27 protein-coding genes and 2 pseudogenes are annotated in these 25,436 nt (G+C 44.4%); 16 read left to right on the top strand and 13 right to left on the bottom strand.

The window, feature by feature from the left end:
* The first annotated feature begins 122 nt into the window (after positions 1 to 122).
* On the top strand, positions 123 to 1,784 hold the full coding sequence (locus tag ACZ49R_RS05425; protein WP_464734037.1) for a S16 family serine protease: 1,662 nt from the start codon (positions 123 to 125) through the stop codon (positions 1,782 to 1,784).
* Here the strand turns inward: ACZ49R_RS05425 and ACZ49R_RS05420 are convergent.
* The gene (locus ACZ49R_RS05420; protein WP_464734036.1) at positions 1,766 to 2,068 is read right to left on the bottom strand and encodes a hypothetical protein; all 303 of its coding nucleotides are present in this window, start codon (positions 2,066 to 2,068) and stop codon (positions 1,766 to 1,768) included. The two genes, ACZ49R_RS05425 and ACZ49R_RS05420, sit on opposite strands and share 19 nt — an antisense overlap.
* Before the next feature lie 131 nt (positions 2,069 to 2,199).
* On the opposite strand from ACZ49R_RS05420, the gene ACZ49R_RS05415 reads away from it, so the two are divergent.
* Both ACZ49R_RS05415 and ACZ49R_RS05410 read left to right on the top strand, forming a co-directional pair.
* A complete protein-coding gene (locus ACZ49R_RS05415) occupies positions 2,200 to 2,718 on the top strand; it encodes a hypothetical protein (protein WP_053240310.1) in 519 nt (172 codons plus the stop codon).
* A 3-nt stretch (positions 2,719 to 2,721) separates the two neighbouring features.
* Positions 2,722 to 3,477 (top strand): recombinase family protein, encoded by a 756-nt coding sequence (locus ACZ49R_RS05410; protein WP_464734035.1) that lies wholly within the window; start codon positions 2,722 to 2,724, stop codon positions 3,475 to 3,477.
* Positions 3,478 to 3,557: 80 nt separating this feature from the next.
* On the opposite strand, the gene ACZ49R_RS05405 is transcribed toward ACZ49R_RS05410, so the two are convergent.
* A complete protein-coding gene (locus ACZ49R_RS05405) occupies positions 3,558 to 4,103 on the bottom strand; it encodes a phosphoribosyltransferase (RefSeq protein WP_011762550.1) in 546 nt (181 codons plus the stop codon).
* A gap of 367 nt (positions 4,104 to 4,470) precedes the next feature.
* On the opposite strand from ACZ49R_RS05405, the gene ACZ49R_RS05400 reads away from it, so the two are divergent.
* Positions 4,471 to 6,060: a CTP synthase gene (locus tag ACZ49R_RS05400; RefSeq protein WP_464734034.1), complete on the top strand. Its 1,590-nt coding sequence runs from the start codon at positions 4,471 to 4,473 to the stop codon at positions 6,058 to 6,060.
* A gap of 258 nt (positions 6,061 to 6,318) precedes the next feature.
* On the opposite strand, the pseudogene ACZ49R_RS05395 reads toward ACZ49R_RS05400, so the two are convergent.
* Positions 6,319 to 6,486, bottom strand: a pseudogene (locus ACZ49R_RS05395) (zinc ribbon domain-containing protein); the annotation flags it as partial.
* Between the two features lie 288 nt (positions 6,487 to 6,774).
* On the opposite strand from ACZ49R_RS05395, the gene ACZ49R_RS05390 reads away from it, so the two are divergent.
* Positions 6,775 to 7,878, top strand: coding sequence for a DNA topoisomerase IV subunit A (locus tag ACZ49R_RS05390; protein ID WP_011762613.1), 1,104 nt, complete (start codon positions 6,775 to 6,777; stop codon positions 7,876 to 7,878).
* A gap of 130 nt (positions 7,879 to 8,008) precedes the next feature.
* On the top strand, positions 8,009 to 9,028 hold the full coding sequence (locus ACZ49R_RS05385) for a phosphate signaling complex PhoU family protein (RefSeq protein ID WP_011762612.1): 1,020 nt from the start codon (positions 8,009 to 8,011) through the stop codon (positions 9,026 to 9,028).
* Here the strand turns inward: ACZ49R_RS05385 and ACZ49R_RS05380 are convergent.
* Together ACZ49R_RS05380 and ACZ49R_RS05375 are read right to left on the bottom strand one after the other, a co-directional pair.
* Positions 8,991 to 9,488: a class I SAM-dependent methyltransferase gene (locus ACZ49R_RS05380; protein ID WP_011762611.1), complete on the bottom strand. Its 498-nt coding sequence runs from the start codon at positions 9,486 to 9,488 to the stop codon at positions 8,991 to 8,993. The genes ACZ49R_RS05385 and ACZ49R_RS05380 overlap by 38 nt on opposite strands.
* Entirely contained in the window at positions 9,488 to 10,285 is a 798-nt protein-coding gene (locus ACZ49R_RS05375) for an ArsR family transcriptional regulator (RefSeq protein WP_464734033.1), read from the bottom strand. Before ACZ49R_RS05375 ends, ACZ49R_RS05380 begins: the two co-directional genes overlap by 1 nt.
* 87 nt (positions 10,286 to 10,372) lie before the next feature.
* On the opposite strand from ACZ49R_RS05375, the gene albA reads away from it, so the two are divergent.
* The 5 genes from albA to ACZ49R_RS05350 all read left to right on the top strand — a co-directional run bounded on the left by albA (position 10,373) and on the right by ACZ49R_RS05350 (position 14,344).
* Positions 10,373 to 10,651, top strand: a complete 279-nt coding sequence (albA, locus tag ACZ49R_RS05370; protein ID WP_011762609.1) for a DNA-binding protein Alba — start codon at positions 10,373 to 10,375, stop codon at positions 10,649 to 10,651.
* Between the two features lie 32 nt (positions 10,652 to 10,683).
* The gene (locus ACZ49R_RS05365) at positions 10,684 to 11,958 is read left to right on the top strand and encodes a UbiD family decarboxylase (RefSeq protein ID WP_464734032.1); all 1,275 of its coding nucleotides are present in this window, start codon (positions 10,684 to 10,686) and stop codon (positions 11,956 to 11,958) included.
* A gap of 31 nt (positions 11,959 to 11,989) precedes the next feature.
* Entirely contained in the window at positions 11,990 to 13,111 is a 1,122-nt protein-coding gene (locus tag ACZ49R_RS05360) for an aconitase X (RefSeq protein ID WP_464734031.1), read from the top strand.
* A gap of 575 nt (positions 13,112 to 13,686) precedes the next feature.
* Positions 13,687 to 14,067, top strand: coding sequence for an aconitase X swivel domain-containing protein (locus ACZ49R_RS05355; protein WP_464734030.1), 381 nt, complete (start codon positions 13,687 to 13,689; stop codon positions 14,065 to 14,067).
* Entirely contained in the window at positions 14,051 to 14,344 is a 294-nt protein-coding gene (locus tag ACZ49R_RS05350; RefSeq protein WP_167827618.1) for a hypothetical protein, read from the top strand. The genes ACZ49R_RS05355 and ACZ49R_RS05350 overlap by 17 nt, the downstream gene beginning before the upstream one ends.
* On the opposite strand, the gene ACZ49R_RS05345 is transcribed toward ACZ49R_RS05350, so the two are convergent.
* The 4 genes from ACZ49R_RS05345 to ACZ49R_RS05330 form a co-directional block, all read right to left on the bottom strand.
* A complete protein-coding gene (locus ACZ49R_RS05345) occupies positions 14,271 to 15,059 on the bottom strand; it encodes an N-glycosylase/DNA lyase (RefSeq protein WP_464734029.1) in 789 nt (262 codons plus the stop codon). The genes ACZ49R_RS05350 and ACZ49R_RS05345 overlap by 74 nt on opposite strands.
* Before the next feature lie 316 nt (positions 15,060 to 15,375).
* The gene (locus tag ACZ49R_RS05340; protein WP_464734028.1) at positions 15,376 to 16,425 is read right to left on the bottom strand and encodes a DNA primase large subunit PriL; all 1,050 of its coding nucleotides are present in this window, start codon (positions 16,423 to 16,425) and stop codon (positions 15,376 to 15,378) included.
* Between the two features lie 27 nt (positions 16,426 to 16,452).
* The gene (locus tag ACZ49R_RS05335; RefSeq protein ID WP_464734027.1) at positions 16,453 to 17,529 is read right to left on the bottom strand and encodes a vWA domain-containing protein; all 1,077 of its coding nucleotides are present in this window, start codon (positions 17,527 to 17,529) and stop codon (positions 16,453 to 16,455) included.
* Positions 17,522 to 18,436, bottom strand: coding sequence for an AAA family ATPase (locus tag ACZ49R_RS05330; RefSeq protein WP_011762602.1), 915 nt, complete (start codon positions 18,434 to 18,436; stop codon positions 17,522 to 17,524). The genes ACZ49R_RS05335 and ACZ49R_RS05330 overlap by 8 nt, the downstream gene beginning before the upstream one ends.
* Before the next feature lie 83 nt (positions 18,437 to 18,519).
* Here ACZ49R_RS05330 and ACZ49R_RS05325 point away from each other — a divergent pair, with 83 nt between their 5' ends.
* The gene (locus ACZ49R_RS05325) at positions 18,520 to 19,815 is read left to right on the top strand and encodes a Clp1/GlmU family protein (RefSeq protein WP_464734026.1); all 1,296 of its coding nucleotides are present in this window, start codon (positions 18,520 to 18,522) and stop codon (positions 19,813 to 19,815) included.
* Here the strand turns inward: ACZ49R_RS05325 and ACZ49R_RS05320 are convergent.
* A complete protein-coding gene (locus tag ACZ49R_RS05320; RefSeq protein ID WP_464734025.1) occupies positions 19,802 to 20,572 on the bottom strand; it encodes a transporter in 771 nt (256 codons plus the stop codon). The two genes, ACZ49R_RS05325 and ACZ49R_RS05320, sit on opposite strands and share 14 nt — an antisense overlap.
* Before the next feature lie 43 nt (positions 20,573 to 20,615).
* Here ACZ49R_RS05320 and ndhC point away from each other — a divergent pair, with 43 nt between their 5' ends.
* On the top strand, positions 20,616 to 20,981 hold the full coding sequence (gene ndhC, locus ACZ49R_RS05315; protein ID WP_464734024.1) for an NADH-quinone oxidoreductase subunit A: 366 nt from the start codon (positions 20,616 to 20,618) through the stop codon (positions 20,979 to 20,981).
* A 559-nt stretch (positions 20,982 to 21,540) separates the two neighbouring features.
* Here the strand turns inward: ndhC and ACZ49R_RS05310 are convergent.
* Positions 21,541 to 21,714: a hypothetical protein gene (locus ACZ49R_RS05310; RefSeq protein ID WP_464734023.1), complete on the bottom strand. Its 174-nt coding sequence runs from the start codon at positions 21,712 to 21,714 to the stop codon at positions 21,541 to 21,543.
* A 99-nt stretch (positions 21,715 to 21,813) separates the two neighbouring features.
* Here ACZ49R_RS05310 and ACZ49R_RS05305 point away from each other — a divergent pair.
* A pseudogene (locus ACZ49R_RS05305) lies at positions 21,814 to 22,181 on the top strand (zinc ribbon domain-containing protein); the annotation flags it as partial.
* Positions 22,182 to 22,303: 122 nt separating this feature from the next.
* Here the strand turns inward: ACZ49R_RS05305 and ACZ49R_RS05300 are convergent.
* Positions 22,304 to 23,881: a DNA topoisomerase VI subunit B gene (locus ACZ49R_RS05300; protein WP_464734100.1), complete on the bottom strand. Its 1,578-nt coding sequence runs from the start codon at positions 23,879 to 23,881 to the stop codon at positions 22,304 to 22,306.
* Positions 23,882 to 23,980: 99 nt separating this feature from the next.
* On the opposite strand from ACZ49R_RS05300, the gene psmA reads away from it, so the two are divergent.
* Positions 23,981 to 24,709 (top strand): archaeal proteasome endopeptidase complex subunit alpha, encoded by a 729-nt coding sequence (gene psmA / locus ACZ49R_RS05295; protein ID WP_464734099.1) that lies wholly within the window; start codon positions 23,981 to 23,983, stop codon positions 24,707 to 24,709.
* Here the strand turns inward: psmA and ACZ49R_RS05290 are convergent.
* Positions 24,706 to 24,960 carry a hypothetical protein gene (locus ACZ49R_RS05290; protein ID WP_464734022.1) on the bottom strand — a complete coding sequence of 85 codons (255 nt, stop codon included), beginning with the start codon at positions 24,958 to 24,960 and terminating at the stop codon, positions 24,706 to 24,708. The two genes, psmA and ACZ49R_RS05290, sit on opposite strands and share 4 nt — an antisense overlap.
* 46 nt (positions 24,961 to 25,006) lie before the next feature.
* Here ACZ49R_RS05290 and ACZ49R_RS05285 point away from each other — a divergent pair, with 46 nt between their 5' ends.
* The gene (locus tag ACZ49R_RS05285) at positions 25,007 to 25,423 is read left to right on the top strand and encodes an RNA-binding domain-containing protein (protein WP_464734021.1); all 417 of its coding nucleotides are present in this window, start codon (positions 25,007 to 25,009) and stop codon (positions 25,421 to 25,423) included.
* Positions 25,424 to 25,436: the final 13 nt, after the last annotated feature.

Genomic DNA, 25,436 nt, shown 5'->3' with positions numbered 1-25,436 from the left:
TAAGTGATGAGCCAGGCAATACGGAAATGTGACGCACCACGACCTCCTCTGAGTTACAACGCTGATAAACTTAAGGACGTGCAGTGAGTTACTTTTTTATACAGTGCGCGGAAGGTGGTGACATGAGAAAGGCATTTGTGCTAGCTTTAATCGCCACAGCGCTTACGCTGGCTTTATGGCAAGCTTACACCGTAAGGATCGCCTCAGTGGAGATCAATGCCTTAGCAGTAGGGCCCTCTGGGGGCGCCGTTTTGCCCATAAGGGTCACACTTCTGACGCCAGGCGACGGGAGGGCCTATGTGGCGGGAGTTCCCGAAGCAGGACAGGGATTTGGCCCGTCTGCTCAAATAGCCCTATATGTTGCAGCTCGATACTCTGGCAAGCCATATATAAATTATACAGCTCTATTGAGAGTGCTCGCAAGCGATGCACAAGTAGGCGGCCCCTCGGCCAGCGGCTATATTACTGTGGCTATGTTTGCCCTCATGAATGGTCTACAGCTTAGAAACGACACGGCTATGACTGGTATAATACTACCCGACGGGCTAATCGGCCCCGTAGGCGGCGTTTCACAAAAGGTCGCCGCAGCGGCGGAGAGAGGAATAAAGACCGTTCTCGTTCCAATTGGCGAAAAGCCAAGTGGCATACGTGGCATCAGAGTGATAGAGGTAGGAACTGTAGAAGAGGCCATATATTACCTAACTGGTTATAGAGTTGAAACACCACGGCCGTCGGTGGTAGATGACACAGTGTTTAGAGAGATATCTAGAAACCTCTTTGATGCAGTATACCGATATTACAACCAGACAGTAGGTAGGGGGTATGTAGACACATCCCTAATAGAAGAGTTAAAGGCTAAAGGCGACTACTACACAGCAGCATCGTTAATATACCAAGGCATTGTGAATTACTACAGAGACCAAGCCGCCTCCTCTAGGAGGATGGCTCGAACACTTTATGATCAAGCTCTCCAGCTAGCTAAAGAGGCCGAGAGGGAGCTTTCTAAAATCCCCGTAACTATTAACAACATAGATCTCGTAGTAGCGGCGTACACCAGAATATATGAGGTATATCTACAGGCTAACTCAACGTCGCCTCAACCAGGTGACATGTATGCCCGCGCAGTCACGCTAAAGCCGTGGATTGAGGAAGCTCGTAAAATGGCCTACGGTCCTGCTGTAAATGAGAGTGGATTAGCAGAGGCGGCCAGGATGTATCTAGACTACGCCAAAGCTATGTATGCGTATTTAGAGACGACATATGGCGTCACTATTGGCGATTATTCAACCGCTGTACAGCTCGCCGAAGATCTTTACGGCAAGAGACTATATCTCGCGTCTATGGCTAACTCTATAGAGATCATTGCCGAATCTGCCGCCGCTCTCATGGCATCTGCATCAGACAAGTATCTTTCTATAGCAAAAGACAGGGCGTTAATAAATATGGCGCGTGCTGCGCGGTGCGGCTATACAAACACACTGCCTCTCAGCTATCTCCAATTTGGCGATTATTACAGCCAGCAACCAACTAGAACGCAATACGCCTTGACCTACTATATTATGGCATCTGTATATTCGACAGCCATGGGGGACGTCGCTTGTACCTCAAAGAGCGAAGTGGTATATCAACGCCCGACTTTCTCAGCGTCTGAAAGCAAAAATATAACTGCTTCAACTATATATACAGCAAGTACTAGAGAAGATGTAGAGGGGAAAAGTCTCTGGCTACCTCTCGTATTAGCACTATTGGCCGCTTTAGCTCTAGTCTACTCCTCTAGACGGTAACTATTTCGCCGCTGATATGTCGCTTTTTTTTTGCGGCCGCTTTTTCTACCAGGAAGTAGCGTTAATGTAAAGAAGACAACCGGTACTAAATATTCCCAGTAGGGTGCATACATGTAGATTGTCGCTACTAACCTCTCTACAATATCGCCATTTATAGTCACGGCAGGGATAGATATTAAGACTAAACCCGCAATTGCTAAAGCGGTTAATACTCTGTCACGTACTCTTCTTAGAGCAAGTGCTGTTAGTATAGCTATTATAGTTAACGCAATTAATCCAGTCATAGGCTACGCCTACCTCGTCTATTATATGTTTATCAGTTATTATGTGGCAAGTTATTATATTACTTTCGGCATCTCAGAACGTCTTTACGCCACTCAGTGTATTGTTTAAATATGTGTATAATCATTACGTCGTGTGGTTCCTCCCGCTTAATAGAGGCGAGGCAGTAGAAGTTATAAAAAGAGCGTATGAAATTGCGCGGGAACATGCGAGAAAAGCCGGTGGGAGATTAGAGCCTATACAGCCAAAACATATCTACGGGGGGGAGGCCGATAAATTTGGCTATACTCTGCAGGTTGGCAGAATAACTGTAACTCTACCGCCAGCATCAACTCTTGTAATATGGGGGTTTTATAACGCAGATGAGTATCTAGATTTTATACGGTTTATACACGACGGAAGAGTATATGAATGGTTTGTCGAACCTATTGCTTACTACCCAGAGCGAATTGGGGTGTGGTTAGAGGAGCCTCTTATATTTAGAAATACGCTATATATAGACGTACATACTACATCTACAGAAGGTAGAGATCGGGTTTATGGTTGGCCTCTTGGCTATTTTATTGCGCCTCTACAGCCGCCTCAGGAAGTAAAAACGCCACGTAAACCTAAGAGTGGACAATCTAAAAGAGGGAAGGGAGAGCAGACATAGGTCTTGATTACCGCAATCACGTATATACGTGTATCTACCGAGGAGCAAGACCCAGAGAACCAACGCGACTTCTTAGAGAAATGGGCGAGTGGACGCGGCTTATACATACTTAAACACTATATAGATGTAGGGGTATCGGGGGTTGTTGAGCCTTGGAAAAGACCCGCGTTTAAACAGATGGCGGCAGAAGTGGATAAGTTAGAGCCGAGACCCAAGGTGCTTTTAGTATATGAAATTTCGAGATTAGTTCGCTCTTTTCAAGAACTCTTCACACTACTAGATCTCGTGGAAAACAAGCTGGGTCTTGTAGTTGTATCAGCGTCGGAAAGAGAACAAGCGCTTCAGAATCTCGACGGAGTTTACCGTCAGTTTCTTCGCGCAGTTCTTGCATTTGTGGCCACTATGGAGAGAGAATTCATACGACAAAGAACTAAAATCGCACTCGAAAGGGCGAGAGCAAGAGGCAAGATCTGGAATGTGGCAGAGAAAAGAAATGACATAACACAAGCTGTAGTGGAAATGTACACTTCAGGCGCTTCATTAAGAGAAACCGCCAGAGCGTTTGGACTTTCCTTATATGAAGTCAGAAGAATACTATCTAAAGCCGGCGTTTATCGGCCTAGCGTCTACACATGCCCCCGGTGTTTCTCCCGCCTAAAGGTGATAGAGAGAACGGCGAAAATAGTGGATAGCAGATATACGGTTACAGAAAGATTATATTGTTCTAACTGTGGATACGAAGAGATAAGAGAAATCTAGATCCGTACTTAAAGGACACATCATTGATCAGCGAGGTGAAGCCACTTCATTTAAAATACCCTGGGCTATGGTTTATATCTTTAACAGATCTTCTCTACATACCTAGATATATCAAATCCTCGTTTTTTGAATTCCCGGAGATCCTCATAGCGACTCCAGGGGTACGAAATCCAAACCCATTCCTCAATCTTCTCCACATAGTAATCCGGCACATAACTACTGGTTGTCTTTAGATGTAACACCGCTGTTTTTGTCTCCGAAGCGCCTACTAAATCAAGAATATTCTTGACAGTCATCAAAGTATGCCCTGTGTCGGCTACTTCGTCAACTACTAAGACAGACTTACCTCTAACTACGCCTGGCTCTACGTTATGGTAGACTATCGGTCTCTCAGCACGTCTCTGAGCCAGCCCCCAATATTTTACTCCTATTGATATTATATCGTCAATCCCTAAAACATCACTTATTATACGCGCTGGGACAAGACCGCCGCGAGAAACTGCAATGATGACCTCAGGCTTGTATCCAGACTCCTCTATTTTCTTTGCTAAAATTTCGCTTAAAGTTATCCCCTCGGGCCATGAGATAAATCTCACCTTTACTCCCCCTATCTCGATAATAGGCATGTATGAAGGGTTGGAGAGGTATAAAAACACGTGTCAGCGCCCGCCACCGTTGGGCAGGCTCTCGTCATCAATACCGCGTGGGTTCAACTCTCCACCAATAACTATGGAAGTCCATAAATATAAAAATAATGCCCCCTTCATAATAGTTTAGTTGTCTCTCAAGAACTCGACTATAATCGAGATGGACAACTCTATACAGGGAGTCATGCCTCTGTAGTTTTGTCAATCGCCTAAGGACAAGGATTCATTACTGGGAGCAAATTTCGCTCTTTGTGACGCAGGGAGTAGTCGTAACCGGTCTGGCTACGTATCTTGATAGTAGATAAACAAGACCGCCGGGTTTTTATACTCATATCTCCTCTATATGGTGCCGAAACTTATTATTGTCACGGGCGGCGTGCTTTCTGGAGTAGGCAAGGGAGTTGTAGTGGCAAGTATAGGAAGAATACTGAGGGCGCGTGAAATATCGGTAAACGCTATAAAGATAGACCCCTATATCAATGTAGATGCTGGCACAATGAATCCCTATGCTCATGGCGAGGTATTTGTGACGTACGATGGCGGTGAGACAGACCTTGACCTCGGCCACTACGAGAGGTTTCTCGACGTAGAGCTGTCAAAGAAGAACAATATAACTTCGGGCCAAATATATCTCTCTGTAATTGAAAAAGAAAGAAGAGGCGAATATCTGGGGCAAACAGTACAGTTAATACCCCATGTAACAGACGAGATTAAGAGAAGAATTATAGAGGCTAGTGGAGGTTATGATGTAACTCTAGTGGAGATAGGGGGTACTGTAGGAGATTATGAACAATTGCCGTTTCTAGAGGCAGTGAGACAGTTGAGGCTAGAACTTGGCGATGACGTGATATTTATACACGTGGCACTAGTGCCATTCCTAAAGACGACAGGGGAGTTCAAAACTAAGCCTCTACAACATAGTGTAGCAGAACTTAGGAGGTATGGCATACAGCCAGACGCTGTGGTTGTCAGATCAGAGAAACCCATCGACGCCAACTCTGTGAAGAAAATCGCGCTATTTGCTCATGTACCTCCACATGCGATATTTAATTCCTACGACGTAGACACGATTTATAGAGTGCCTCTTATTCTTGAACAACAGGGCATGGGAGACTTTTTAGTCAAGAGGTTACGTTTGGCATCAAAAGAGCCGGATCATAAAAAGTGGGAAGAGTTTATATCAAAACTTACATCGCCTCGGTATAAGGTGTCTGTTGGCATGTGTGGAAAATATGTCGAACTTCCAGACGCCTATCTCAGTATTATTGAGGCACTTAAACACGCTGGCGCTACATTAGATACAAAACCAGAGCTCGTATGGATAAACTCTGTAGAAGTAGAGAAGAACCCCGACATGTTATACAAACTTAACATAGACGCCATGGTTGTCCTACCTGGCTTCGGCAAAAGAGGCACCGAGGGCATGATCGAATGTATAAAATATGCCAGAGTTGAAAAAATACCATTTTTAGGCATTTGTTTCGGCATGCAGTTGGCAGTAGTGGAGTTCGCCCGTAATGTCCTAGGCCTCAGAGAGGCCAACTCTACAGAGCTTGATCCAGAGACCCCACATCCTGTGGTACACCTCGCGCCTGAGCAACGGGAGGTAAATGTAATGGGCGGTAGCATGATTCTTGGCGATAGAGAGGTGGAAATTATGCCGAATACGCTGGCGGCGTCTATATATAATACTTCAGTAACTACCGAGAGACATAGACATAGATATGAAGTCAACCTCTCCTATCTGCCTAAACTTATCGAAGCAGGATTAGTTGTGTCTGGATGGAGAAAAGATGTGAAGAGAGTAGAAATTATAGAGTTACCAAGACATCCTTACTTTATTGCAACACAGTTCCACCCAGAGTTTAAGTCTAGACCCACAAGACCGCGGCCGGTGTTTCTAGGCTTGTTAAAAGCAGCACTTGAAAATAGATAACAATATTCTTTTATAAATAATAGCAAAACTTTTGTTAAAAAATAATAGATTCAAGAAAAGAACTTTGCAAAGCTTATTAAAAGAGAATTGCATAAGGCCTTTCCCTCTTTATCTCTTAGAGACCTCATAATTTCTTGCCGCTTGTCCCTAGGCTATTGCGACCAGGGACTTTCACCCCGTCCACGTTTTTATTGACAGCTGGGCTACCTCCAGCGCCACTTCTCTAGCGAAGATGGGGGCGACGTATAGCTTGTCTTAGGTCGGCTTTTTCTTGCCCTTCCGTCTTCCTACGCCCAAGAACGCCTACTTGAGTCTGACGCCCTCTTCCAACCGTTTTCTGATCTAAGAGATGTCGCTCTTCTTCAATTTTACAACAAACGGCGGTATGCCCAACTTCCGCACTCTGAGAACGCCGCCTGCGAGATCATAAAGCTGGCAAGCCGCGATCGTAGTTGACGCAGTGGGGGACGAGACGTATTTGGCGAAGAAGCAAAGCGGCGTCTCAGACAACTGGGGGCTAGAAACAACCCCCCGGCCACCACCACCCAACTCCAACTACACATGAACGACGCTTGGCCCCCCGGCGGCAACCTACGGCCACATAAGACCCCCCGACACACCCAAAACAGACCCCCCAAGCCCCCCAGAGAAAGGCCAAGAGAGAGGTAGGGGGACGTGACGGAGAAATTTTTATACTGAGAACCAGAAACGGGCGTGAGCGGTAGAGTTGAAATTCTCAAACGCTTGGAAAGTTGGGGACATGACTTAGCAAAGTCAATTCTCGAATTAAGAGAGCCCGTTATGGAGATACCAGCTAGAACTCTCAGTAATACCATATGGGATGAGAAGTCTAAGATGTTAAAATTAGGGCCGGAGAAAATGCACAGAAGGTTCCTAGATGTTAAGGAGTCGCGTAAATTTATGCAAACAGTTCTAATGCTCCGGCTAATTGTGGAGGCTATTAGAGAAGATGTATATCCCACTATACGTGACCTCTACTACAACGGCAAACATACTATAGTATTTAAAGATCCGTTAGGGAGGGTACACAGAGAAAATACATGGGATGAGCAAACAGAGTCTAACACCGTAATTGAGGATATAGAAGTCGCGACAAACGTACTTAGAGAGGAGATGGGGATCTCTGCCGATGTAAAGGGAAAGATTGTAGGGCCTATCGTAGTTAGATCACAGGGCTACGAGTTAGATGCGAGTAAATTTGGCGAAACAGCACTAAGCCTCCCAGTTAATGTAGATGCGCTGGAGATTATAAAAGTAGAGGCCGCGTATGTACTGGTTGTGGAGAAAGACGCAATATTTCAACGCCTAGTTAGAGAGAAGTTTTGGAGCCAGGAAAACGCAATTTTGGTCACTGCAAAGGGCATGCCGGATAGAGCTACGCGGAGATTCATTAGGAGACTCAATGAGGAGTATAAACTTCCTGTCTATGTCCTTACCGACGGCGATCCCTATGGGTGGTATATTTACTCTGTATATAAGAGCGGCTCTATAAAGCTTAGCTATGAGAGTGAGAGACTCGCCACGCCAAATGCCAAATTTCTTGGACTAACCGCGACTGATATAGATGCTTATAAGATCTCGGACAATTATGTCATAGCTGCAAACGACCGGGATATCAAAAGAGCACAAGAGTTGCTCAGATATCCTTGGTTTCAAAAACCGGAATGGACTAAGGAGATAAACCTATTCCTAAAGAAGAAGAAAAAAGTAGAAATAGAGGCACTATCTACACACGGCCTAAAATTCTTACACGACTATCTACGGGATAAGATAAGAAACCAGAAATTTATCGACTAACAACTCGTCTAGCCGAGACTTGTATTGTGTTAGGTTCTAAACTTCTGGTGTATCCGAGTTATATAGAGGATATGGAATACTCTTTTTTTGCAGATCTAAATATATTTATATATGGCGTCTATTTAGATATATGCAAGGCGAGGTCAGAAAAGTCCAGCTTACAGGCGGGGCAACTCTTATAGTTAGCCTTCCAAAGGAGTGGGCCAAGCGGATATCTCTTCTGCCAGGAGACGAGGTAATTATCGTAACACAGCCAGATGACACTTTAGTGGTTATCCCTAAGAAATTAGGTAAGCGTGTAGGTGTAGTTGCCGAACTTACTATAAACCAGCCTGTAGCCGTTGAGGAAGTGGAGAAGTTATTTATGGCGCTGTATATAGGCGGGGCTGAGACAGTCGTTGTCAGGTTTTCGCCAGCGACTATGGGGCTTAGAAAGCAGATTAAAGACTTTATCCGACGTAGAGTCGTCGATATGGAGATCGTAGAAGAGGCTAGCGACAAGCTTATTGTTCAGTCTATGGTATCTGCCACAGAGTTAGCTGTGGCGGATATTGCTGGAAAGATGTTGCGCCTAGTCGGAAATATGTTAAGTGATCTAATAACAGGTCTGGAGAAAGACGACGTCGCAATGCTTAGAGACATCATTGAACGCGACGACGAGGTGGACAGATTATACTGGCTCATGGAGCGTCAACTTAAAAGGGCCGCCATGTCTAGATACATAATGCTCGAATTAAAGATTGACGATCCCAGAGACATTGTTGAATATGTAATAATTGCAAAATCTATCGAGAGAATGGCTGATCACATTTGTAGAATTGCATATGTAAGCCAAGAGGAGAAAATTGACATGCGTATTGTTCTACCTATATTGGCAAATGTAGCCGGCTTTCTTAAACAAGCAGAGGCATTATTAACAGGCGACTCGTCGCCGCAGAAAATCGCAGAACTTCAAAGTGAGATTACTTCGTGGAGTCATAGGGTAAGACGTGAAGAGGCGTTTCCAGACCCTGCGACCTCTGTAGCTAAAGAAAGTGCAATTAGAATAGGTGAGTACATAGGTGATATCGTAGAATCATTCGGCCGTATTAGGCTTAAAGATAAGGCGATAGTCATCGGCGAGGTTTCTGGCACTCAGCAACGACAGTAAATATACTCTCAAAGAAAAGGTGTAGTTTTGCTATTTTTAAGATTACACATGTAGATCTTAGTGCTTCAAATACAAAGTCGGCGCGCCCCAGTGAGCTAAAGGTGAGAATCACAGTATGTGGCCTATTCGCTGATATCCATCTAAGTACTCTTGGGATAATACCTAGGTCGTGTATTGTTAGGTCTATGGGCTCTTCAGGAGGTAAATAGGGGAGATTAGATACTACAACATCACCACCTCTTAACGTCTCTGTCGCATTGCTACAAATTACGTCTATGTTATTTGGACATGTTCTACATGCTTCTTCTTCTATATCTACCGCTATTATGAGTCTACATTTTTCGACAAGCGCTTTAGCCAGGATACAGGAACCAGTTCCAACATCTATACACACATCTCCCCTAACCTCATTAAGCATTTCTAAAGTCAAGTAGCTGTCCTCGGCCGGTTTATACGTCATTAACGTATGGGGATCATATACAACAATGCCGGTATTACAAAAAATACTATAAGCGCATGGATAAGCGTCTGCTCATATGTCGTGCCTACTTCCAGCGAGTACATAGTTGCGTACATAGTAGCTGTAAGCAGTAGAGTTAGGAAAAGCAGTATTTGCGAAAGAGTGATTAAATATACAAATTCTAGTGAATAGGCAATTTGTACAAGCGTGAGATGAGTAGAGGGATATAAGGCCAATGGAATTACGCCGACTATGGTCTTAAGAGGCTTTATTCTCTTCCTGGAGAGTATGTATGTTGTCAAGATTATGACAGCGATTGATGAAAGTGAAATCGCAAGAGAATGATATATAGAGAGTCTTATCGAAAGTGGGAGGTAATATCCAATATAGGTAACGCCGAACAAGGTCAACGGGGGGTTTTGTAAAGCTCCAACTATTAAGGCGAGGATCCATGTTGTAAGTATTACAAGAGTAGTTATATGCAGATGTGGCGATAGGAGAAGCCAGATGACCAAAGGTCTAAGACTGGCCGTAGGGGGGAGTGTAAGTGACTTAAGAGGTTCTAGCGTTGAAATTATCGATGCAACCTTCTCTCCAAGGTCAGTTAAACGTACTAGGGACTCTTCTCTTTTTACAACGCCTAGGTTCTCTAGCGCAGAAAGCTCAAACAATAGTACAGACGCCGAAATATTCAACGATGTTCTGAGTTTTGTAAGTGTCATAGGCCCCTCCCTATGTAAAAGAAGCACTATTTCCCGCCTTCTACCTCTAGCTGTTTCATATATAACGTGTTCCACGATGGAAAGTTACGGTTCGGTAATATTTGTTTCAAACGCCTAAAGTAAGGCGAAATTGTTAAAAACCCCATTTATGGAGGCTCACCTATGGCGACAGAACAGACAATACTAGTTGGTAAAAAGCCAACGACAAATTACGTAATTGCAACAGTAATGGCGTTCAACGCCGGCGTTAAAAAAGTTGTGTTAAAAGCTAGAGGCGCTGCAATTTCCAAGGCCGTATCAACCGCAGTTATGGTAAGAGACAGATTCCTGCCCGGTAAAGTTCAGATAAAAGATATTAAGTTGCTCAGTGACAAAGTGCAAGGCCAAGGTGGCAGAGAGAGGACAGTTGCTGCCGTTGAGATAGTACTTGAAATGGCCTAAGGTGTTTTTTCTACGCCGAAAGTCCTTTTTAAATGTCGCTTGGCGTTATTATAAAGAGTCTCTCTAACGTCCGATCTTACCACCCTCCATATGGCGAGTTTACTATTGCCAAAATTCTAAAGGAGTCCGAGGGGAGGTGGACCCCTGTTTTTGAGAATGTACGCAAGGGCTTTGTCGGAGTGGGTAATGTTATAGACACTAGAGAGAAGCTCTACTTCTATCTCGGAGTTAAAAACGACGAGGAGGCATATGTCAAACTTTTAAACGCGGAGGAGAACCCTGCTAAGTTAGAGAGCGTATCTACGTGGAGAGATATGTATAGAGAACTAGAGTCTCTATATGATCTGCCAATGGTACGTTACTATGAAAAAGAGGCAAAGCCCTATATAACATCTGCTGTGATAATTGGCGTAGGGATAGACGGCGTTATGAATGCATCTATACATAGGTTCTCTCCTGTTGGAAATAAGAAGGCAGTGGTAAGACTAGTACCTAGACACCTCTACCAAATATATAAAACCAGTATTGAGAAGGGCAGAGAAGTTCCCATAGCAGTTGCTTGGGGAGTACATCCCCTGGTTTTATTAGCTGCGGCGTCTTCACCTCCTTATGGAGTTTTTGAGTTAGAGGTCGCATCTCGTCTTATGGGAGGTATTAAGGTAGTTGAACTAGAAAATGGGGCTGTGGCGCCCTTTATGGCGTCGGTCATAATAGAGGGGTTTCTAACGCGGGAGTATGCTGAAGAGGGGCCCTTTGTTGACATAATCGGCGTTTATGACAGAGTGCGGCTTCAACCCGTTGTAAGGGTAGAGAGGATTTTCGTGTTACGTGAAGAGGCATATCTACACTACTTACTGCCAGCCGGCTTAGAGCATATGTTACTTATGGGTTTTGAAAGAGAGGCAAAGATATGGAGAGCTGTGAAATCTGTCACACCTGGGGTAAAGAAAGTCAGGTTAACAAAAGGCGGCTTTGGTTGGCTTGTGGCGGTGATTTCACTAGACAAATCTGTAGAAGGTGACGCAAAAAACGCGCTTCTAGCCGCGTTTGCAGCTCACCCCAGTTTGAAAATAGCAATTGCCGTAGATAGTGACATAGATCCGGAGGACCCTGTCGCCATAGAGTGGGCTATAGCCACAAGACTCAGAGCTGACAGAGGTTTGTTTGTAGTGCCTTACGTAAGAGGCTCAACACTTGACCCAGTCGCTCTCAATGAGGAAGGTTTAACTCATAAAATAGGCATAGATGCCACTAGACCTTTAGACGCAGATCCCTCTCTGTTCGAAAAAGCGAAGATTCCAGATTGAAGAGATATATAGGGGGGTATGCTCGAAACTGGTGGCACAAGAGTATGCTAAAGAGGCGATATTAAAAATCGCAGATGTTATCTCTAGCGGCGAGGTAGTACCAGTGGAGACGGCACATATATCAGGGGTCTCTTACTTAACCATCGGAGAGCATGGCGTGGAGTTTCTAGAGTTTCTCGTTTCTCTGGGGGCCAAGGTGTCTGTATTTACTACTTCAAACCCTGCCGCGACAGACCTAGGCGGAGTTTTGGAGATAGATAAAGAGACCTTAGAGGGACAGAGAAGGATATATAAAGCCTTATGGGCTATGGGTGTATCTACTATATCATCGTGTACTCCTTATGACTTTATCCTAACTAGGCCACGGACGTTTCATGCGTGGGCGGAGTCAAACGCTATCACCTATATAAACACCTTCAGAGATGCGTGGTCAGACAAGAACCCTGGTCCTCTCGCGTTGTTGGGTGCAATCGCAGGATTTGTGCCTAAGACCCCCCTATATACCCTCGAGGGCAGACGTCCCACGGCGTATGTTAAAATCAACGTAGGCCCCTTAGACTCGCTGGAGGCTGGTGTCGTGGGAGCCTTAATAGGCGAGCGCCTAGGCTCCGGGGTGCCCTACCTCAGCGGGGCTGTTTTCCGAGACGAGGAAAGCCGGAGGGAGTTCGCCGCTGCGCTTTCTACCTACTCCTCCATGGTCTTCGCAGTTGTCGAGGGGGTTACGCCGCATTGGTGGGAGTATCTACATATGGGGGACTTCCGCGACAAGATCACGATTTCGAGAGACGACGTTGCGAAATACCTAGGCGATGTGGAGACGCCAGACGCAGTATATATAGGCTGCCCCTTCGCCGATCCAGATACAATACTGTGGGTATTGGAAGAGGTGAAAAAGAGGGGGCCTGCCAAGAGGCCGATCTATATTTCGACTTCTCCACACGTCTATAAACAACTCGGTAAACTGGCCGAGACGGCCTCGCGCCTTAATATAATAATCTTTGCAGGGACATGTTTAGTAGTATCGCCATTCACTAGGAGGTTTAAGTCTATTGCCACGAATTCGCTGAAGGCGGCATTCTACATACCGAAGCTCCACGGGGTGAGAGTAATCCCCTGCAGAAAAGAGAAATGTATAGAGCTTGCCTACGCTTAGCCCCCTTCACGAGCCAGCCTTCTCTGGATAGGCTTGGGCTTGTCCGCAGTTACCGTTGGGCAACTTGGAAGGGACGGGTCATAGGGGGCTCGCGTTCGCCCGTCCCCCAGTAGCCAGACCTCGGGGTCTAGTGGCGTGATTAAAATTTCTGTTAATTACAATACACAAGACCAAGCCAGAAGCTTTAACATCGGTCTACACCACGTTCAGAACGCCCTCGCAGTTTTGCGACTGTCTGCGTAGCTCATGCAATGAATCCCGTAAAATAACCTCCCGTCTTTTCGTCGTAGCTTGACGTACGTCATTGCCGATGGTTAGGTTACACGTTTCTTCTTCTTTCGGGTATTGCGGCGGTGTGAACATGTACACGTTTCCCTCTTTGCCTAGCCTATTTGCGAGGATAGGCTTAGGGTTGTGACTCACGAGCCGACGCATACTCCTGACACAGCAGGCGACTTGCCGAGACCGCATAACAAGGCCTTCTGAAGGGCATACAGGAGGTATCTACGGTTGATTAAACATAGCGACTCCCTCTAGGTACCTAGGTATAAAACTTATATCTCTCGAGGCCCTATATGTACATGTACTACCTTGCCGACCAGCGGCTTAAGCCACTGGTAAAAGGGAGAGGCCACGTGTCGGCTGAGATAGTGAAGTTGGAACAGCCGGTCTCGTTTCTAGGGGATCTTGATCCAAAGACTGGAGTTTTAGCTGGCATAAATATAGTTGGAAAAATCTTAGCACTTCCATATGTGAAAGGCTCGACTGTAGGCCCCTACGTGTTATGGAGTGCTGCGAAGAGGGGGAAATCACCGCTTGCTATTGTGGCAGAGAAGCCAGATCTAATGTTGGTGACTGCATGTGTTCTAGCAGGCGTGCCATTGTTTGAGGGGCGTGTAGATGCCAAATGTATAAATATTGACTTAGAGACCGGGGCTTATGAAATCTGTAAGTAGAGAGACGCTGTCAAAGTTGGCCCTCCTGATGCTTGAGGAATTGGCGCTTCGTAAAGAGGGCAAGATAAAGCTTAAGTACTGGAAAACCTACAGGATGTCAGTATTTTGGCTTGGAAAAGATGTCACGCAAAGGGTTGTAGACAGGCTAGTAGAGGGCGGTTATATAAAACCAGACGGTGAGTATATCGTCCTTCTAAAACGTTTTACTCCTCAGAAATCTCTCCGCGCGATTTTGAAAGAGGCGTACAATCTTCTCGTTTCTGAAATACGGCAATAATTTCTTGTGGAATACCGTGTATATTTTCGCCATAGATAACCGTCCGTCCGGCCAACCAAAGCAATGTATCTAAGTGTAGAGGCGGTATCCCCACTTTTTCTGCAACTTTATTCCAAATACCCTGCACCTCTTTATACCGTCTTATAGCCTCTTTCGGCGGGGTATCTATTAACTTTGCACACCAGGTTAAATATGCGATTCTGTAGTCAACAGGTATTGGTATGTTAAATGGCAGAAGTCTATTAACGCCCCTGCTACACATGTAGACATAGTTTAACATCTTTATGGCAAACACAAGTGTCTTTTGTTCACGTTTTGCATTAAGTAAAACAGAGAGGTCATTGAGTGTCTTTTCTAAATCTTCTAGATTTGGCACGTAACCACAAGCCTTAGCTACGCGCTTTTTCCTAGTCTCTATGCCAATTTTAAGATAAGGACTCGTCTCTATATACTTTAAGAAATCGTCACAGACGTCTTTTACCCTTCTCGAAAAATACCAGCCGAAATACTTCCAATGTTCCTCCCCCCTTCCAGTAAGCCGGTAGCTAACTAGGGCGTTCAACATCGTAAGTCTTGCGGCGGTTAGCTCGTCGTTATTTTGGACTACGCGACATACTGCATGATATTGCGGATCTCTTTTTTCAAGCTGTAAAATAACGTCTATATATTTAACTAATGTATCTACTAATTGTTTAAACTCTTGCTTTTCTCCCATAGCTGGCTATAGAGCAGTTTCAAATTTATAATTTAATGGAAACATATGTGAACAAGCCAAAAGTTTCAATCACGAAAGTGGCGAAGACAACCACCAACAGCCGGTGTTGCCCATGCGACGGACTTTATAGAATAACCCCCATTTTTCCACCTCCCTCAGTATTTGTCTTTCCTGCTTTACTTGACCTTCAGCGTCGCTGAAGGTCAAGTGTGATGTGTCCTCGTCTTTCTCTCTCGGCGAAGGTTGTAGATATTACAACAGCAGAGAGACGCTCTTGTTGATGCAGGGTCAGCGATATAAAGTAGTGCAGTAAAGTTTATGGACTCTTCTTAATTATAGATTTACGTCCATATTGAAGCGGGTTTTTCACTCCACAACCAAGGTTTGTTGGACAAAGCCCCCACGTATGCATAGTTTCACAACTAGGTACTGCATATTCCTTTCGCCCTCCAACTTGGCCGGCTATGTGCATTACCTGATACCGCGTAATTTTTTCGTTAAAGTCAGGAGATGAGCGAAATAACTCAACTATCTGTTCTAAATCCCATCCTCTCTTAATTAAATACGTCGTTATAGCAAATCTTGCTGTATGAGGAAGATTTTCGCCATTTTTAAGCGCAGTTATTATTGCTTGCATACATGGAGGATCTTTCCCCTCTGTTTGTTGGTAAGACAGCTGTACGGGTCTTTGGGCATACTTTTTAATTACGTCCTCAAGCTGTGTCATGTCGACTGCTGTAGCGATTCTACCTACAGCTAGTTCGTTTTCTCTCACAATTTGTAACATGCGTTCTTCATAAGCCTCCTCAAGGAGTCTTTCAAAGTCCTCCATAGGTAAAATAACCCAGCCTTTAATCACCGGCCTATTTATCATAGCCCAGTAGGGATCCTGCGGTGCATATCTGAGGTAAGATACCCATCTAACAGCCATGGGTAGGTTATATACAGCCACTATAGCGCCTGAGACAACTTCACTTGCTTGTTTTGCATATATGCCCAAGTCTTTAGCTATCTCTATCTTACATCTAGGATCTTGTACTCCTGGTATCTTTCTCAACAATATTGTAAAGTTTTTACTTTCTGAATCTATAAACCTTCGTAATATATATGTATTTTTTGTAGCAGCTGCGATATATAAAGCTAACCTAGCAGCTACAGCTATATCCTCTGGTGTGTCTAAACACTGGCGAGGGTTAAACGGTTCGCGTCCCAGCGATTTTTTAAACCGCTCTATTGCCTTCTCAATAAAAGCGCTATTTGTAAGTACGAAATCTAAAGAGAAACCTCTTCTAGAGAGATAGGCCATAGATCTGTTAAGAAATGGGAAATAGCATGCCGATTCGCTTATGGAAATATTACAACTCACAAATGTATTTACCTCGGCTTTTATAAACTAGCTAAGTACCTCAAGTATATTTAGTGTGGGTGTCAACTCCCTATATTTCCCACCGGTTGTTTTAGCTAACGATTTTAAGAATTGACTTTTCTCTGTCGCCACTATATGAAGTCTTTTAAATCTCTTGGCTAAGTTTAAAACCTTATCAGGATCGTGTGTTCTTCCGTCTGTAATTATAACAATATCACGAGAGATTTCATGGCTTTGTAAGAGTTCAAGCGCAGAGGCCAACTCAGTGCCACCTATAGCGTATATATATTTCAGTATCTCTATCATATCTCTTAAGTATATGTTGACGGGATGAGGAGTCCACATAAAGTCGGCGTCTGTGTTGAATAAGACTAGAGAAACTAAGCCGCGGAGATGTGCCATTTGATGTAGATATCTGGCTATGGCATTTTTTGCGACCCTAAGTTTTGTCAAGGCTCCTATATATTCCTTCATGCTTCCTGAGACATCTAGAGCTATATAGATAGGTTTATCTACTATGTGTATATATTCACGTATGTAGATATCTGTGTCCGAAATAGGTTTATTCTGTAGAGCTTTCCTAGCGATAGACATGGCGGTTCTAATCAAATCTACATCTGAGATAGAGACATAGGGGTAGTACTGTTTGATTGATTTTACAGCCGATTTTATATATGCAAATCCCTCACTACGTGCCGTGATTTTAGCTTCAACCTCTTTAACAGCCTCTTGTGGAAGATTTATCCTCCTTATAACTTCAAGTTTTACGCGTGGTGGTGCATCAGGAGACACATATTTATTTACTACATGGGCGAGCGTCGGCGCTTTTTCAACGCCTACAGACCCTATAGCTGGCGCTGGAGAAATCACTCTAGCATTCGGTATACAGTCTATTGCGCTTTCTATGATTTTCTTGGCATTTCCTGGACTTGTACGTAACGAGCCAGCTAAATTCTGGGCCAAGATTTCTAGGATTTTCTCTCTATCCAGCACCCCAAGATGCGACCTGGCATATATATCTGCGATAGCGTAGATTAAGCTACGAACAGAAATCCCTCCGAGACATTCATAAAGTGAAGCCAATATATCTATTAGTTCATTCATTTAACGTTTTATCGAATATATTAATCAGCGACTCTTTTACATCTATACTATACGAAAGATTTGAGATAAGGGCCTTTCTTAAGTCGCGTATGCTCGGCTCTCTATGTTGTGTCCAAGCAAAGGCCGTTGCGTCTGCCAAGGCGTAGCTAAGCGATCTAACAGACAACGAGTAGCCCATCTTCCTAGCCTCATGGGCGAAGTTTGCTAAGATGTCTGCAAGTCTAGGAGGCACCTCAGCGCTGAGGTCGCCTAAAGTCTCTTTGGCTTTCCAGAGCAGTATCGACTTTAGTAACTCCTTATCTGGCATCTTCACCTCTACGAATTTAAGCCTATCAGCAAGTGCCTCCGAGAGCTCATACACGCCCTCATATTCGCTAGGGTTTGCCGTGCCTAAAAGCGCGAAATCTGTACGTATTCTATACCCCCTTATGTATATATAATGCTCTTGTATTGCTTGCAATAGGGCAGCTTGCGCATAGGGGTTGAGTCTGTTTATCTCGTCCATAACCAATACAGTTCCATGCGCCATTACGAGAGGCCCTGGGATGTAGGAGAGAGGGTGGTCAAAGCCGGCTTGTAGTGCCACGGCTATATCTATGTCGCCGGTTAGATCTACTGCAGTCATATGTGAATGACAAGCTACTTCAACATATGGCGGATCCCCCAGCGCGAGTATCTCTGCTATAGTTTCAGCTAGCGTAGTTTTTCCAAGACCGACCGTACCGACTAATACCACTGGCCGCCCTATCATCAGCCCGCTTAATACGTCTAAAATCACTTCGTCAAAACCCTTTAACACGCGGTTAACCCTTGTCTTAATCTCCTCTATGCCTATCTGTTTAATTCTCTCTCTAATAAGCTTTGGGACGTCTATAGGCTGTCTTTGCAGTAACTCTGACAATTTCACAGTAGTTAAACAAGCCTTAGGTTTATAAACTCTGTAGAGGTCGGCGAGGCATAGTTAAAAATGTGCTATCTTGGCGGTTTAGTATGCCTACTCGTGTGATTAAAGCTGGCGACGTATATCGCATAGAGGGGCCTGCCAAGGTGATTGTAAAGAGGGGACATATATATGCTACAGGCGTGATATATGGCGAAGGTCAAAGCTTTACAGTACTCAGAGCACGTAGGCTTGTCATAAAAGCTATTTCAGACTCTGAAGTGGAGTTTATACTGGGCCCCGGCGCTTTGTTAGAGAAAGCTATGCCAGGAGAAGAAGTGATAGAGGAGTGGGAGCGGCGGATCTCAAATCTTAATCCCAGAGGGGCCATCCTTATAATTGGGATGACGGATGTCGGAAAGTCCACTATGGCTGCGATGCTGGGCAATAAAGCACTTTTACATGGATATAAAGTAGCTATTATAGACGCGGACGTTGGTCAAAATGACCTAGGCCCTCCAACCACAGTTTCTATAGCTAGACTTACGAAATATATCACACACCTCAGACAACTAATAGCAGAGAAGAGCATTTTTCTCCAATCTACAAGTTTAGAGAGGATATGGCCAAGAGCTGTGGAACAAATAGCCAAGGCTGTGGAATATGCAAAAAACAAATGGGGTGTCGACACAATTATTATAAATACAGACGGTTGGGTCTTAGACGAAGAGGCCGTGGTATTTAAAAGGCGCCTTATAGAAAAGATAAAACCTACGCACATTGTAGCGATACAAGTAGAGAAAGAGCTTATGCCTATACTAGATGGCTATACTAATACAACGATCTTACCCCCGCCTCCCCATGTGAGAACACGAAGTAGAGAGGATAGGAAAATACACAGGGAAATGGGATACGGCAGATATATATTCCCTCCTGTAGAAATTGCGTTTTCCCTAGACAAAACCCCTTTGTGTAATTTGCCTCTTTTTAAAGGGATTGAACTATCAGAGGATTTGAGAAGAATGCTTATGAGGGCTACTGGGGTGTCAATAACGAGGGCTTTTCAAGTTGGAAATAGAGTATATGCCCTAGTCCACGGCACTACATGGGCTGTGAAAAGAGTCGGTGGATTCCAAGTGATATGTTTACCGCAGGAGTTCGAAAAGGGGCTACTTGTCGGTTTAGAGGATCGGGAAGGTTTTCTCGTCAGTTTAGGAGTTTTAAAAAAGATATATTACGATAAGAGAAAAGCTATAGTTTATACATCAAGCGATGTAGAGAAGAGAATAGGAGAGGTGAAATGTATAAGGCTGGGATTTGTAAGACTAGATGAGAACTTCAACGAAATTGAAAGGGTGACAAATCTGCTAAAAGCGGAGGAGATTCACAATATTAGCCAAATATGACAGCCAAATAGAGACCTACAACTGCTGTTAACACGCCAAATACTCTCCTCACCAATACAGGCCTTTCTAAAAGTGTTGTAATCAGCGGATACGACGACATTACAAGAGTAACACTTACATAGTCGCCTACAGAAACAGCTAATGTATAGGCACCGAAGCCTATAAAACTATCCAGAAATCCCCCAATAGCAAGACGACGTATGTAACAAATAGGCGCTTTTATACTAAGCACTAGGGCTACTAGAGACACAACAAGGCCTCTTATGAACAACGCTCCCCCAGGCCCTAGGGAAGCTACTGCATGGGCGTAAAAATTTATACTCCATGTCCATACAAACGCCGCAAAAATTCCGTATAAAGCTCCGCGTCTAGAACTAGACTCAGACCATGAGGCTATTGCTATGCCTAACAGTAGAAGTAACGCCGCCGGTATTAACAAAAATTTACCAGCTATGAGAGGCAACATAACTATATAGAACGAGCTACTGATATTGCCAATAGAGGGGCCGCCTTTCTTAACTGCTGTAATATAAAGCCACGAGCCGAGGATGCCTCCCGATAGAGCTGCAATTATTATGTGGAAAACGCCATCTATAGAAACCTCCCCCCATGGCAACAAAAGGCCTAAAGCTATTGAATATAGAGAAAATATCAACATAGCCTTGAATTGTGAGGTACAGAAGAGAGCCCGTCTATAGATGAGCGGAGCGGTGCCATATGCTATCGCAGACAACATGGCGAGAATTGTATGAAACACAGAGACAATAACTGTTATATAGTTATGTATATTTCTCATCTCTATGAGTGATGCAGAGGTTATAGTATTGGCCTTTGCAGTTCTTTTTGTCTTAATGGTAGGGACTATATATGGCGTAATGTTAATAGCACCTAGGAGACCTACGCCACAAAAATTAATGAGATATGAAGCTGGAAATCCAGAGACAGGTCCTGCAAAAGCTCCTCTTGCTATGCAATACCTAGGCTATATATTAATGCTTGTCACGCTTGAGCCAACCGCAGCTATTCCAATAGCGATATATCTCGCAAGCGGCGATCTTTATTCCACAGTTTTTGCGGCGCTAATAGGAGGCTTAATCGCTGTTGCCGTCTCCGCTTATGCATACAACTACGCGAAAAGGATTGAGCTTTGGACAGTTGGCACCTGACGTTTGTTCACTGGAGTTTTTCAGAGCGTATATCTTCGTTTTTCATGCGATTGCTGAAGTAATGAGAGAGGCAGGGGATTTCATGCCAAGAGGGATGTGTACAGCTACTGACAGAGGATAGAGATCATGTACAATATACAAAACCTAAAAACGTAAACGGGGGCTACAATAGACATGGCATAGATCGGCTCCCATATGTCACGCGTATAACACACAGGGAAATTTATGGGTCTAGTGAGATGTAAAACGTTATATCAAAGTGTGTATATTATATAATCGAAGACTCATTAGAGACGTACCTTTCCTCACCATACATCTCCCCACCTCTCTCTTGGCCTTTCTCTGGGGGGCTTGGGGGGTCTGTTTTGGGTGTGTCGGGGGGTCTTATGTGGCCGTAGGTTGCCGCCGGGGGGCCAAGCGTCGTTCATGTGTAGTTGGAGTTGGGTGGTGATGGCCGGGGGGTTGTTTCTAGCCCCCAGTTGTCTGAGACGCCGCTTTGCTTCTTCGCCAAATACGTCTCGTCCCCCACTGCGTCAACTACGATCGCGGCTTGCCAGCTTTATGATCTCGCGGGCGGCGTTGCCCTTTCCAGTACGGGCCAACTAGAGATGGCCATATACATGACGCCCGCCGTGTTGGCCACGGCAGCGGTGGCGCTGAGCGGCGCCGTCGTAAAGGCGACGTTGGGAGGCATGTTGTTGACCTTCGCAGCCACAAGAGCAATCGTTGTCATAAGCAACATATTGATACTCGCCGGCGTCATACGCCGCCGTTGCCACCCCAAGTCTTGTTCAATTGACAATACCCATCGTGGCGTTGGCAGCGACGCCGTGAGAACGACCGCTTGCTCACGCCGGACAGGCAGGAGTTGGCGCACCGGATTATCGAGGAGGTGTTTCCAAAGTACGGACTTGGGAAAGCCCTTGTGGGTTATGCCAAATTTCTCTGGCGCGACGTGGCGTTCTTCAGAACAGTCCTCCTTGACGTACAACTTAGGGTTGAAAACGAAAAGACGTGAGTAGAGCGGTCTTCGTCAACCTAAAGAGCGGCATCCTCAGACCGCGGAAGACCGGTATAGCTTCATTCGCCATACCACTTAAGAAAAATAATGTCGCTTGGATTAGGCGGAGGTTGGAGGAGGGCGCCGAGCTTAAGTTGGCGTCCCTAGGCGTGGAGGTGCAGAGGGGCAGAGAGTTGCCCCTCGCCCCAGCGTACCCGGGCGGACTCTTGTGCCGCTAGCAATACATCGGCAACGTAGACTCTTCGTAGCAAAAATGGAACGGGACGCAAGTCCAACAGACAATATGTTGACGTAATCTCCTTCAAGCAGCAGCTATAGTCTCTTCTTGTTGTGTTAATTGAGTCGATAATGTATGTTTAATTAGCTCATCTATTGTTAAGCCGATTTTCTTCTCAATTAATTTATAGAGGTTTTTCTCTAGTGGTTCCCTATCTAACCTTGTAATTATCGATAGATTATGTGCTATCTCATCCACATATTTAGCTAGAGATATGTATTTATTCAATAGTTCCATTTCCTTCTCCTTCCGTGATAAGTATAGTCTCAACTTCTTTGCCGCATCTCTAAGCGCAAGTCTTATCTCCTTTTCTATTTCTGGTACTTCCGCAATGGCCTCTTTACCTGCTGATGCATATGGTATCTTGGTTGAACATATATGAGTAATTACAGCAAGGGGGGCTGGGAATTTTATCTTGTAGTTCTGCCAGTTAAACTCATCAACTATTTTTCTAGCAACATCAGCACCTTCGTCGTATAGTAGGGGGATTTTATTAGCATAACGTAACAAGAGGGGTTTGTCAACCGGCGGTATCTGGCCGCCCCACGCCACAGCCACTTCAACTATAAAGGGGTGGCCGCTGTAGGATTCTGGCTTACGCGTAACCGCGAAGACAGCCTCAGCGCCCAAAATAGCCTTCGCGCCTATTTCTAAGAGTTCCGAGCCGACCGGAGAGAGCCAGTCGGCACGAGGCCTTCGCCAACCTTCGTATTGTTTCATTTTTTCAACCAGTCTTACGATTTCCTCAGGAGTTAGCGCCGTAGTCTTCGTATTTGGGTTGAAACCTGCCCACTCAAGAAAAGCCTTGGCTGTGCCCTCGCCAACTGCATCAAAATTTTCCGTTAGAAACTCCAAGAGACTCATGTTCCTACTTTCTAACAGCATTTGTTTTACAGTGTCTACGTCTACGCTTTTTGGATGCGGCAATCCTTCCTTAGGCGGTGGCGGTAATTTCGTGGTTCTCCTCTTTAACCACAACTCTAAATCGGGACTCTTGAGTATAATTTCGGCATACGGCGCTATGATGGCAGTTCTCTTTAAATAGTCTTCGATTCTCTTTTTTGCAGCAGGCCAGTTGCCCTCTAAATATACTTTGACAGCTGTGCCGTGCCATTTGTATTTATTAGGGTACTCTCGTCTATCTAAAATAATTGGACTGTTATTATTTGTATCAATCATTATTTGGTATTCATATATTTTATCTGATTTAATAGTTGAAGATCTGACATATACAGGTTTATTTGTAGTACTTTGTGAATATAACACCACCATCTTAAGGCCTAGGCCAAATACGCCGCGATGTTGTTTTATCTTGTATTTACTGCTATAAAAGACGCGGCCAAAGACATTCGGAATTTCGTTGCCTGGAATACCTATTCCGTTGTCTTCTACATATACCGACGCCCACCCCTTTTGCTCATCTTCTATGCTAATCCGGATGTATATGTTAGGTAAAATGCCGTAGGTCTCCGTGGCGTCTAGAGAGTTTTCAACAAGTTCTCTAATAGTTTGATAAAGTGCCCTTGCTGGATTGTGGAATCCCGCCAACTCTCTATTGCGTCTAAACCATTCGGCTACCGGCAAAGCTTCATAAGAATATATTGAAGACACAACGGCCCGTGCTAAAAGTTATTTAAGCTTTCGGCCTCTCTGGCTAGATTTAGTGCGGCGCTAATGTATTTAAAGACGCAACTTGGCCGTATCATGTTCCCACCTGCCATGGCGGGTTACGATAGAGCAATAACTATATTCTCACCTGAGGGAAAAATATATCAAGTAGAATACGCCGGAGAGGCTGTTAAAAGAGGTTGGCCTACCGTCGGCGTAAAGTGTAGAGGCGGCGTTGTATTAGTTGCAGAAAAGAGAAAAATATCCGCTCTGTTTGACCCATCTTCCTTAGAGAAAATTTATCTTATCGATGAACATGTAGCTGCTTCTCCCTCAGGACTTCTGGCAGATGCCAGAATTTTAATAGACTACGCTCGCGATGTGGCGTTAAGCCACAGGTTCATCTATGATGAGCCTATCGACGTAGAGCTTCTCACAAAGGCTATATGTAACTTAAAGCAACAATATACACAATTCGGTGGAGCTAGGCCTTTTGGTGTCGCGTTATTAATTGCCGGAGTTGATAGACATGGCGCCCGTCTATTTCAGACAGATCCTTCAGGAGTTTACATCGGCTATTTTGCTACAGCAATAGGTTCAGATGCCGGCACAATTTCGGAATACCTAGAAAAGAACTATAAATTCGACATTGATATCAGAGAGTGCATAGAGCTTGCAACTAAAGCCTTGGCCTCCGCCGTAGAGATTTCCGATAGCAACAATATCGAAGTTGCATATGCCACAATTGAGGAGAGAAAAATACGGAAAATGACACAAGACGAAATTGCTACTTTATTGACAAAACTACCTAAGAAGACCTAGCAGAAACGTGACAACATAGCTATTTCCTTTATTACCTCTCCGGGTGTCTTACCTGTCTTAAATATTGACGTTAATATATAGAGCGTGTTATCCTCCACTTTTACATAATCTTCAAGCCCTATCTTTCTTATTGTGTCATCTAAACACTCATGTGAAACCCCAACTACTTTACATACAATGTCCTTACTTACGCCGTACTCCATATCGCACTCTATGTGTATATTGTCGATTTGAATAATATAAGTGCTCATGTTACTAGCTCGATATACTCATTTTTAAGTATGTCATATTAGATCCATGTCTTGCCCAATTTCCCTCCTTTATGCACGTGTATACATACACGCCACAGAAGATCCTGAGAAAGTCCTACATGCGCTAGAAAACGTAATAAGGGGACGCTATGTTGTAAAAAATGTAAGAGGGCACTATGGCAATGTGATACAGATAGTAGAGATAAGGCTATACGAATGTGAGGCTTTAGAGGCGTTGAAGTCCATCTTGGTGAGACTCGACGATGTCGAATTTACGCTTATGTTGACAGGAGTAGAGGAAACACGACTATATTTAAAGCTGGATAAACAACAAGCATATAGAGGAATTTTGAAAATTTCACATGGAGACGATACTATATATTTAGAAGTGAGGGGAAAGACATATGCTGTAGGGGATATGAGAAATTTTCTAATGTCTTTAAGAGAAGCGTTAAAAACCTAAGTCAATATAAGCC

Source organism: Pyrobaculum organotrophum (assembly GCF_055384425.1).
The sequence above is the reverse complement of the archived record's forward strand: the minus strand, read 5'-3'. Positions and strand labels throughout refer to the sequence as shown.

Bases quoted from the DNA above. Each gene is read 5' to 3' on its own strand.
- ACZ49R_RS05325 (WP_464734026.1), top strand. From the start codon at position 18,520: ATGCCTACTCGTGTGATTAAAGCTGGCGACGTATATCGCATAGAGGGG.
- ndhC (WP_464734024.1), top strand. From the start codon at position 20,616: ATGAGTGATGCAGAGGTTATAGTATTGGCCTTTGCAGTTCTTTTTGTC.
- ACZ49R_RS05290 (WP_464734022.1), bottom strand. From the start codon at position 24,960: ATGAGCACTTATATTATTCAAATCGACAATATACACATAGAGTGCGAT.
- ACZ49R_RS05335 (WP_464734027.1), bottom strand. From the start codon at position 17,529: ATGAATGAACTAATAGATATATTGGCTTCACTTTATGAATGTCTCGGA.
- ACZ49R_RS05350 (WP_167827618.1), top strand. From the start codon at position 14,051: ATGAAATCTGTAAGTAGAGAGACGCTGTCAAAGTTGGCCCTCCTGATG.
- albA (WP_011762609.1), top strand. From the start codon at position 10,373: ATGGCGACAGAACAGACAATACTAGTTGGTAAAAAGCCAACGACAAAT.
- ACZ49R_RS05385 (WP_011762612.1), top strand. From the start codon at position 8,009: ATGCAAGGCGAGGTCAGAAAAGTCCAGCTTACAGGCGGGGCAACTCTT.
- ACZ49R_RS05425 (WP_464734037.1), top strand. From the start codon at position 123: ATGAGAAAGGCATTTGTGCTAGCTTTAATCGCCACAGCGCTTACGCTG.
- ACZ49R_RS05420 (WP_464734036.1), bottom strand. From the start codon at position 2,068: ATGACTGGATTAATTGCGTTAACTATAATAGCTATACTAACAGCACTT.
- ACZ49R_RS05380 (WP_011762611.1), bottom strand. From the start codon at position 9,488: ATGACGTATAAACCGGCCGAGGACAGCTACTTGACTTTAGAAATGCTT.
- ACZ49R_RS05355 (WP_464734030.1), top strand. From the start codon at position 13,687: ATGTACATGTACTACCTTGCCGACCAGCGGCTTAAGCCACTGGTAAAA.
- ACZ49R_RS05405 (WP_011762550.1), bottom strand. From the start codon at position 4,103: ATGCCTATTATCGAGATAGGGGGAGTAAAGGTGAGATTTATCTCATGG.
- ACZ49R_RS05365 (WP_464734032.1), top strand. From the start codon at position 10,684: ATGTCGCTTGGCGTTATTATAAAGAGTCTCTCTAACGTCCGATCTTAC.
- ACZ49R_RS05345 (WP_464734029.1), bottom strand. From the start codon at position 15,059: ATGGGAGAAAAGCAAGAGTTTAAACAATTAGTAGATACATTAGTTAAA.
- ACZ49R_RS05285 (WP_464734021.1), top strand. From the start codon at position 25,007: ATGTCTTGCCCAATTTCCCTCCTTTATGCACGTGTATACATACACGCC.
- ACZ49R_RS05310 (WP_464734023.1), bottom strand. From the start codon at position 21,714: ATGACAACGATTGCTCTTGTGGCTGCGAAGGTCAACAACATGCCTCCC.